Annotated in this window: 10 protein-coding genes; all 10 read right to left on the bottom strand. The window is 41.8% G+C overall.

Annotation, left to right across the window (positions count from 1 at the left end):
- Positions 1-450: menaquinol-cytochrome c reductase cytochrome b subunit (gene qcrB / locus ACEQ1T_RS17980; protein ID WP_370224046.1), on the bottom strand; the 450-nt coding region annotated here is incomplete at its 3' end.
- Positions 451-453: 3 nt separating this feature from the next.
- The gene (locus tag ACEQ1T_RS17975; RefSeq protein ID WP_009332737.1) at positions 454-960 is read right to left on the bottom strand and encodes a ubiquinol-cytochrome c reductase iron-sulfur subunit; all 507 of its coding nucleotides are present in this window, start codon (positions 958-960) and stop codon (positions 454-456) included.
- 149 nt (positions 961-1,109) lie between these two features.
- A complete protein-coding gene (locus ACEQ1T_RS17970) occupies positions 1,110-1,574 on the bottom strand; it encodes a YpiF family protein (protein ID WP_206838185.1) in 465 nt (154 codons plus the stop codon).
- Between the two features lie 124 nt (positions 1,575-1,698).
- Positions 1,699-2,244, bottom strand: coding sequence for a ReoY family proteolytic degradation factor (locus ACEQ1T_RS17965; RefSeq protein WP_206838187.1), 546 nt, complete (start codon positions 2,242-2,244; stop codon positions 1,699-1,701).
- Between the two features lie 89 nt (positions 2,245-2,333).
- Complete coding sequence (locus ACEQ1T_RS17960; RefSeq protein ID WP_206838189.1) at positions 2,334-3,596, bottom strand: tetratricopeptide repeat protein; 1,263 nt, start codon at positions 3,594-3,596, stop codon at positions 2,334-2,336.
- A gap of 19 nt (positions 3,597-3,615) precedes the next feature.
- Positions 3,616-4,521 carry a hypothetical protein gene (locus ACEQ1T_RS17955; RefSeq protein WP_206838191.1) on the bottom strand — a complete coding sequence of 302 codons (906 nt, stop codon included), beginning with the start codon at positions 4,519-4,521 and terminating at the stop codon, positions 3,616-3,618.
- A 104-nt stretch (positions 4,522-4,625) separates the two neighbouring features.
- A complete protein-coding gene (gene aroA, locus ACEQ1T_RS17950) occupies positions 4,626-5,915 on the bottom strand; it encodes a 3-phosphoshikimate 1-carboxyvinyltransferase (RefSeq protein ID WP_206838192.1) in 1,290 nt (429 codons plus the stop codon).
- Between the two features lie 45 nt (positions 5,916-5,960).
- Positions 5,961-7,067: a prephenate dehydrogenase gene (locus ACEQ1T_RS17945; RefSeq protein WP_206838195.1), complete on the bottom strand. Its 1,107-nt coding sequence runs from the start codon at positions 7,065-7,067 to the stop codon at positions 5,961-5,963.
- Positions 7,068-7,161: 94 nt separating this feature from the next.
- Positions 7,162-8,262: a histidinol-phosphate transaminase gene (gene hisC / locus ACEQ1T_RS17940; protein ID WP_206838198.1), complete on the bottom strand. Its 1,101-nt coding sequence runs from the start codon at positions 8,260-8,262 to the stop codon at positions 7,162-7,164.
- Between the two features lie 87 nt (positions 8,263-8,349).
- The gene (gene aroH, locus ACEQ1T_RS17935; protein WP_206838199.1) at positions 8,350-8,724 is read right to left on the bottom strand and encodes a chorismate mutase; all 375 of its coding nucleotides are present in this window, start codon (positions 8,722-8,724) and stop codon (positions 8,350-8,352) included.
- Between the last annotated feature and the right edge of the window lie 3 nt (positions 8,725-8,727).

Raw genomic sequence — 8,727 nt, 5'->3', positions numbered from 1 at the left:
CATATCCCACGGAAGCAAGTATCCTGTCAAGCCAAGAGCCAACATTACGAAGAAAATCAGTACTCCGACAACCCAGTTCAATTCACGAGGTTTCTTATAAGCGCCCTGGAAGAACACACGAAGTGTATGTAAGAACATCATGACGATGACAAGGCTCGCACCCCAGTGATGCATTCCGCGGACAATTTGTCCAAACGCTACTTGATTTTGAAGGTAGTACACAGATTCCCAGGCATTCTTGATGTCCGGAACATAATACATTGTCAGGAACATACCGGATAAAATTTGAATTACAGTTACAAAGAACGTCAGACCGCCAAAACAGTAAACGAATGCAGAGAAGTGATGTGCAGGGTTTACATGTTCAGGAACTTCGTGGTCGGCAATATCCCGCCAAATCGGCGTAATATCTAAACGTTCATCTACCCAATCATAAATTTTGTTTAACAATTATTACGCCTCCTTTCGCGGTTCAGCCTTGCCTAAATACAAAAAGCCATCTTTTTCTGTGTAAGGAAATACATCTAGCGCTGCAACCGGCGGTGTACCTGGAACGTTTGTCCCATCCTTTGTATAAAGGCCGCCATGGCAAGGGCAGTAGAAATGATCAGGGTTTGATTTGTCAGTATTCCAGTCAACTACGCACCCTAAATGCTTACATACTGGAGACAATGCTACAATTTCACCTTTTTCATCCTTATAAACCCAAGCAGTGCCGGTAACTTCGGATGTGTACCAAGCATCCTGCTGTTCAAATGTGTAATCAACCCTTGTTGGCGTTTCAGTAATTTCAGCCACTTTTTGCTTTGTTGGGATAAAATCACTCTCACCAGCTGCCTGCAATACAGGATCGACCGCAAAACGGACCATCGGCATCAGCATGCCAGCTGCCATGAAACCGCCTACACCAGTAAGTGTATAGTTTAGGAATTGACGTCTAGAAACTCGATTTTTGCTCATACTTTTCCCCCCTCTATTATGAAGTTAAGTCCAACGGACAAAATTCAACACAATATAAAACTAGGACATAACAATGATATATCAATCTTTATGTAAGGTCAATATAATCCTTTGGCGAAACATGTAAATAGAGCGACTTAACATTCACACTATTCACCATTTTGCCACTTTTGGACGAATAAATTCAACAGCTGCTTTACCTGGTCATCCAGAATGGAATTTCGATAGTTTTCATTCATATGCTCAAGAGGCAGGGATGGCAGCCAAATCAAACCTCCTTCCAAGCGGTCTTCAAGTGATTTCCACATGCTGTCAGAAGTTAGAAGGAATATGTGCTTAAATCCCTGTGCCTTCAATTCTGCTTCCCATTTGCCCAAGCCGCTGAGCAGGCTGTCTTCCCCTGCTGATTTCAGATAGGCATAGCCAGGAAGCATGATCAGCCGCCCTCTGAATTGCCGTTCAAGCTGCACACTTAGAAGCGATATAAATTCTGTCATGGCTACTGACTGTTTGATATCATCGCCAAATGATACCGGAAGGAGCGGCAGAACTGCAGTGTCTACATATTGCTTTTCTTTAAGGAACATTTCGATATCCTGGGATACCCATTTCATATCATTCACTCCATTACATATATTTGCCTCCCTTAATATATCATTAATGATTAGAGTGCTTCAAATCAGATTACGCTATAAGGTCGCTGACAAAATAAGAGCCCTGCTTTTATAAAAGCAAGGCTTAGGTTATTTCTATTTTATTCAGCTGCTGAGTCAAAATGTTAAAGGCTTTTTTATCCTGCTTATCCAGTGCTTCATCAATCAGCTCAAGGAGTTTTTCTCTTCTGAATTTCTCCAGGCTTTCTGTCAGGAACCTTTCAGCGATCAGCCGGTCCTTTTCATTAATCTGCAGTGTTTTTGGCATAAAGGGGTTTTCCTCCATGACAGCTGCATACTGATGGGCTTTGTTGGAAGCATGGAAATTAAGCTGAATGTAAATCTCTTCATCCCTGTTTAAGCGGATATCATGGAAGGACTTCTCCGCATCTGTGGTCATTACATTCTCTTTATAAAAACGGAAAGGTACTTCATCCACACAATGGGTGGACATGATGAGGCCTCTTGGACAATACTGTGCCTGCTCCACAAAATGCACTTTCTCCATAAGCTGGTCATGGCTCATCAAATAATTGAGAATCCATACGCATTCTCTTCTTTTGAGCTGATAATGGTTTAAAAACCAGCGGATAAAATCTTTTTTCTCGTTGACAGATACAGGGGTCGCCATTTTTGATTCCCTCCTCTGCTTACAGACAAATTTGGCCTAACTGAAATTACAATAAGGTCACCCTTCGCTTAAAAAAGCAGTTTCCTCATTTAAGCAAGAAAATCATCAGTGAGTCTTTCCAGAACATCGAGATACTCTTCATTGCCTGGCTCCAATTTAATTAGTGTATTAAAAATTTCGGCAGCCTCTTCCCTTTTTCCTTCCTCTGCTAAAAAATATCCGTAATCTGAAAGAAAATCAGGCTGCTGTTTAAAGAAAGTATATGCAAGCTGATATTTGTTTAATGCCTCTGAATATTCTTCAGTATGCTGAAAGGCAACAGCTGAATCCCAAATAAGCTGCGGCTCTTCAAGCTCATTCAAAATATCAGTGATCTCGATTACATCTTCATATTTTTCCTGCTGGAGAAGCAGTCTATTTAAATAAATGGCTGCCTGGACATATTCGGGATCCAGCGCAAGAGCCTGCCTGAACATATCTTCAGCTTCTTTTTCATTGCCATTTTTCAGGGCGAGCTTACCGCCATAGAAGAATAGTTCTTTATTAAATTCATCCTGTTTTATGCCTTCCTTCACCGCTTCAAGGCCTTTTCCAGCCTCTTCCTCCCGCTCGTATGCCTGAGCAAGGTATAAATACAGTGAATGATACTCGGGGTCAAGTTCCTTCAGTTCTGTCAATTTTTCAATTGCTGTACGGTTAAAGCCTGCTTGCAGCGCTGTAAAAGCATAGCTGAAAAGGGTATTAATCTCCAGTTTATCATCAAGCGCTTTTTCGTAATAAGGAAGGGCTTCCTCAAATGCCCCTCCTGCGCTGAGAATATCCGCCATTCTCTGATTTACATTTATGCCTGCAATGACTTCCTCTTTCCCGAGAACATTTTCGTAAATCCGTTTTGCTTCCAGGAATCTTCCCTGCTCTGCATAGAGTTCACCCAGAGCAAAATCTACTATTACTTCATCAGGCAATATTTCTTTTGCTTTCAGCAGCTTTTGTTCGCTGACCTCGAATAGACCATCCATTTGATAAAGGTCTGCTAATAGGAGAAGCGACTGCGGAAAGCTTGGGTCATGCTCATTTATTCTTTCGAGAACGAGGATGGCTTCCTCTTCATGTCCAAGATCAATATGTGTTTCAGCTAACAGAACCAGCAGTTCCCCTTCTTCCGGATATGCTTCCAGAAGACGTTCATATAATGCTTTTGATTCCTCAAGGAATCCATACTGGAACAGTTCTTCTGCCAGCAGGAACCTTTCTTCATGTGAACCATCCAGCAGTATTTGCTGATAGCTCTCCAATGCTTCTTCGTGATGACCGTTTTCTAATAGAGTAATGATTTTATTTACTTTATCCATACTAAGTTCCTTTCGAATGCTAATCGGCTATTTTAAAGTAAGCTGGTGTACTGATTTTAACATGCTCGCCGTACCCTGAACGAAAAATCACTTCCTGTCCGGCTCGTATTACTTTTCCCTTCAGAACAGAGACAGCAAGTTTATCTCTATGATAATGAAACAGCTGTGATTCTTCAACGGTAAGACCTTCACCAGGTTTTTCGTATAAATTATAGCTGACTTCACTACCCTGATGGATATTTCCTTTTAACGGGTAAATTCCTGCCTTGGATAGGACTGACCGGGATAGCGGTTCGTGTTCGTTCAGCTCATTTGGCATAGAAGGGATTTTCTGCTCCTGCATCAGTTTTTTCCATAATGTATTAATTCTGCTTTTCTCCTTTTCGTTCCTGCATGCAAAGATAGGGGCAAGCGGGCAATTGTAAGGAAACATAGCTTCACGCAGCCAACCCCATGGAACAGCTTCAAGCTCCTTTGCATCCTGTATTTCAACAAAGACAACAGGAATCCTTTCCCTCTTGCATCTTCTCATAAAAGAAGGTGTGAGGAGACGTACAGGAATCTTAACACCAATAATATAATCGATTGGGCTGCTTAACAAACTTGCCTTAAAGCATTTAAGATCACTCTTCATGGAATATTCATGTTTTACAGGTGCGGCTGTCAGGAAAGCAGTACAGCCTTTTAATAGGAACTCCCTTATATAATACTCTTTGAGTTCTGAAAAAGACATTTCCAGCGGTATAGATGTATCCAGAACCACAAATCCTGCAGCCATAATAAATGCTTCGGCATCCATTCTGGCAAACTGAAACCTTTTCATTTCTGCCTGCATCAGTGAAATCTCATTATTCTTGATCAGCAGTGATGTTTTTATCAGCTTGTCTTCCTTTAAAATATTTGCATTCTCAATAATATAAGTCATAAAACCACCCTCTAAAACGGTCTTATGACAAGCTATGAATTTTTTACATAAATATGACTAATTGAATAGAAAAAGAGCTGCAGGAAAACAGCTCTTTTTTACGATTATGAAATAAGGCTTTCAAAATGTTCGAAAAACGACGGATAGGATACAGAAATAGCTTCTTTCAGATGAAGCTGAACTTCCCCCTTTGAAATGGCAGCGGCAACCGCAAGCATCATTCCGATTCGATGGTCCCCATGGCTTGAAACAGTTCCTCCTGAAAGGGATGATCTCCCTCTGATCACCATTCCATCTTCCGTTGCAGTAATATCAGCTCCAAGCTTTGACAGTTCATTGACAACCGTATCAATGCGATTCGTTTCCTTGACTTTAAGTTCTTCTGCATCCTTGATTACTGTTTCTCCCTCTGCCTGAGTTGCAAGCAGGGCAATAATAGGAATTTCATCGATAAGCCGGGGAATGAGCGCCCCTTCGATAACGGTTCCTTTAAGGTCAGATGTTCTAATGGTAATATCTCCTGCAGGCTCGGCTGATCCATTTTCATATGGCACAATGCTAATATTTGCACCCATCTGCTGCAACACATCAATGATGCCGGTCCTTGTAGGATTCAGCCCGACGTTTTTCAATTTAATCTCACTATTAGGCACAATGGCTCCTGCAGCCAGAAAGAAGGCAGCAGAAGATATGTCGCCAGGAACATGAATTTCCGCCCCTGTTAGTGTTTGTCCGCCTTTAATCCGAATAGTATGCCCATCTGCATCAGCTTCCCCGCCAAATTGCTTAATCATTCTTTCGGTATGATCACGCGTCTTCATAGGTTCAATAATGACTGTTTCCCCGCTGGCCTGCAGACCGGCAAAGAGCAGCGATGATTTTACCTGTGCACTCGCAACAGGAAGCTCATAGGTTACCCCTGCCAGCGGTCCTCCAATTACTGATAAAGGAGTAAATTCTCCATTCTTCCTGCCATAAATCTTCGCTCCAAATAAACTTAGAGGCGCAGTAACTCTTGTCATTGGCCTTTTTGCTATTGATTCATCCCCGACAAGGACTGTATGGAATGGACGGCCAGCAAGGATTCCCATCATAAGGCGAATGGTCGTACCGGAATTGCCAACATCCAAAAATTCTTCGGGTTCCTGTAATCCATCCATCCCCTGCCCCATAATGGTGACTTTATTGCCTTCCTGTTCAATAGATACTCCGAGCTTGCGAAAGCATGCTATTGTGCTTAAGCAGTCCTCACCAAGCAGAAAATTGGTTACAACAGTCTTTCCCTTTGCAATTGATCCAAACATCACAGATCGATGAGATATGGATTTATCACCTGGTACCGCAATTTCTCCGCTTAATCCTTTAAGATTTGACCTCAAATTTGCCGGAGTCATATTATAATCACCCTTTGCTGGTTTAATAAAGGTCTTACCGCTTGCCTATAGACCAATGGTTGTTTCATAGCTTGTATATTGTTCTAAGCAATTAATTGCCCTTTCCCGGTCCTCTTCAGTCTGAAAGCTGATAACCAGGACTCCATAAATTTCTTCTCTTGTTTCCAGTATTCTGATATTGGTGATGCTGATCTCTTCCTTGGCTAAATATCCAGTGATTTCTGAAATGACACCAGGGTAGTCAGGAACATCAACGAATAGATCATAAAATGCCGGAATTGCCCCTTTTTCTTTTTGCGGCAGCTCATCCCTGAACCGTTTTGCATGGGAAAAATACTCAAATATACCTTCACTGTTTTCTTCCTTGAGGATTGTTTTAACATTCTCCATTTCCTCCTGCCAATCCTCCATTAACTTAAGCAGCACTTCTTTATTCTGAAGCAGGATATCTCTCCACATTGCAGGGCTGCTGGAGGCAATCCTGGTAATATCCCTGAATCCGCCAGCAGCCAGTCTTGGAATCAGCTTTTGCGAACGGCTTGTTTTTTCTGCCTGATGGACAAGAGAGGCAGCCACCATGTGCGGGAAATGGCTCACGATACCAGTTATATTATCATGTTCTTCAGGCGATATGGTCAGAAATTTTGCTTTCGTCCCTGAGAGCCATTCTTTTAACCTTTCAATCTCTGCGGGGGAAATATGGTCTTCAGGAGTGAGAAGATAAAAGGCATTTTCAAAAAGCAATGCTTTTGCTGCAGTAACACCGCTCTTATGGGAGCCAGCCATAGGGTGGCCTCCGATAAAAGTAATTCCTTTTTCCTTCAGTACCTTAGCACAGCTGACAATTTCCTTTTTAGTGCTGCCTGCATCCGAAATGATGACCGTGCTTTTCAATTCACACTCTTCTAATATATGTATTATTTTTTGTGTTTCCTGAACAGGTGCAGCTATTAAAATTAAATCGGCGTCTTTTGCACCTTCTTCAATAGTTACAGAAATTTCATCTGCGACCCCAAGCATTTCAGCAAGGCGTCCCTGCTCTTTATTTACATCAAAGCCGATGATCATGCTCTCACTATGGCTCCTTTTTATTGATAATGCCAAAGAACCGCCGATCAAACCAAGGCCGATAATAAAGATTTTTCCTCTCATTCTCTCACCGCCTTTATTAAAAATAATTCAGAGGCATCTCTGTGCCTCTGAATGGTTTTCAAAAAAGTATTATTACTAAGACCTCATATATTGCCTACAATGCCGCAGCCTGCTTTGCAAGGTATTGTTTCATTGCGGATATCACTCCATCATTCTGTTCCTTAGATCCTACTGTGACACGGACAAATCCCTGGAAACCAAGTGCTTTGCCGGAACGGACGATATACCCTTTTTCAAGCAAAAATTGAAACACTTCATTAGAATCGGCATTAAAGTTGATTAAAATGAAATTTCCCTGTGAAGGGTAGTATTCCAGCTCATGTGCTTCACAGAAAGTATAGAATTGTTCCAGACCTTCCCGATTTTTCAGTCTGCATTCTTCGATAAAATTCTGATCTCCAATGGCTGCAGCAGCTGCTGCCTGAGCAAACTTGTTCACATTGAACGGCTCCCTAACCGGCTCCAGAGCTTTGATCGTTTGAGGATCTGCAATTCCATAGCCTACCCGAAGGCTTGCTAAGCCATAAATTTTCGAAAATGTACGCAGTACAATCAAATTTTCGAATTTCCGGATCAAATCCAATGCATTGTAGTAATCTTCAGCTATTACGTATTCATAATAAGCTTCATCAAGGACAACCAATACATCCCGAGGCACCTTTTGCAGGAAGGAAAGCAATGAAGATTCATTAACATAGTTCCCTGTCGGATTGTTTGGACTGCAAACCCATACTACAGCTGTGTTTTCATCGATTGCAGCCAGCATTCCATCAAGATCATGTCCCCCATCAATTAATGGAATTTCCCTTATCTCCGCACCTTCTACTACAGCATTATGCCTATATTGAGGGAATGTTGGCGCAGCCATAACAGTATTTGTTTCCGGACTTAATAAAGCTCTGGAAATCATTTGAATAATCTCATCCGAGCCGTTGCCAAAGATCAGCTGATCTTCCTGTATGCTTAGGTGTCCAGCCAGAGCCGACCGCAGTTCAGAAGCATAACCATCGGGATACAGAGCAAAAAAAGATGGTGACTGATTCATAGTAAAAAGAACTTTTTCAGAGCATCCAAACGGATTTTCATTTGAAGCAAGCTTAACTATTTTATCCAGACTGTATTCCTTTTTTACTTGATCAATTGATTTTCCCGGCTGGTAAGGAGTTAAATTCAACAGCTGTTCCTTCCATTTCATTCAAATCCACCTCTTTTTCATCACTTTTACTTATTATCGTATTAAAGTATTATTTGATCTGCTCCAATATTATCACAAAACTCTCCATTAAGGAGAGTCTGTGGCCTTTAGATCCGGGCGAAGCTGGATGGCTTCACGCAAATATATATGGCAGATATTCTGCTGAGGGGCACCTGTATTCACATGCATCATAACCCTAATACAATTCCGAAGTGATCCTTCAACAGGTATTTCTCTCATGCACATGACAGGAACATAAGTCCAGCCCTCTATTGAACGCATTGCCTTTGCAGGAAAGGCTGCTGTCAATTCTTCCGTAACGGATATAAATACAGAAGCAACATCCTCAGATTTAATCTTATTCTCCCGAATCATTTGTCTGATCAGCAGCTCAGTTGCTTCTAATACCTCAGACTCACTATTCTTATCTACGGTGACGGCTCCCCTCACCCCTCGAATCACTTG

It is taken from the genome of Cytobacillus sp., assembly GCF_964223445.1.
GTDB lineage: Bacteria > Bacillota > Bacilli > Bacillales > Cytobacillaceae > Cytobacillus.
This window is presented reverse-complemented; position numbering and strand designations above follow the sequence as displayed.

Bases quoted from the DNA above. Each gene is read 5' to 3' on its own strand.
- ACEQ1T_RS17970 (WP_206838185.1), bottom strand. From the start codon at position 1,574: ATGAAATGGGTATCCCAGGATATCGAAATGTTCCTTAAAGAAAAGCAA.
- ACEQ1T_RS17960 (WP_206838189.1), bottom strand. From the start codon at position 3,596: ATGGATAAAGTAAATAAAATCATTACTCTATTAGAAAACGGTCATCAC.
- ACEQ1T_RS17975 (WP_009332737.1), bottom strand. From the start codon at position 960: ATGAGCAAAAATCGAGTTTCTAGACGTCAATTCCTAAACTATACACTT.
- hisC (WP_206838198.1), bottom strand. From the start codon at position 8,262: ATGAAATGGAAGGAACAGCTGTTGAATTTAACTCCTTACCAGCCGGGA.
- aroA (WP_206838192.1), bottom strand. From the start codon at position 5,915: ATGACTCCGGCAAATTTGAGGTCAAATCTTAAAGGATTAAGCGGAGAA.
- ACEQ1T_RS17945 (WP_206838195.1), bottom strand. From the start codon at position 7,067: ATGAGAGGAAAAATCTTTATTATCGGCCTTGGTTTGATCGGCGGTTCT.
- ACEQ1T_RS17955 (WP_206838191.1), bottom strand. From the start codon at position 4,521: ATGACTTATATTATTGAGAATGCAAATATTTTAAAGGAAGACAAGCTG.
- ACEQ1T_RS17965 (WP_206838187.1), bottom strand. From the start codon at position 2,244: ATGGCGACCCCTGTATCTGTCAACGAGAAAAAAGATTTTATCCGCTGG.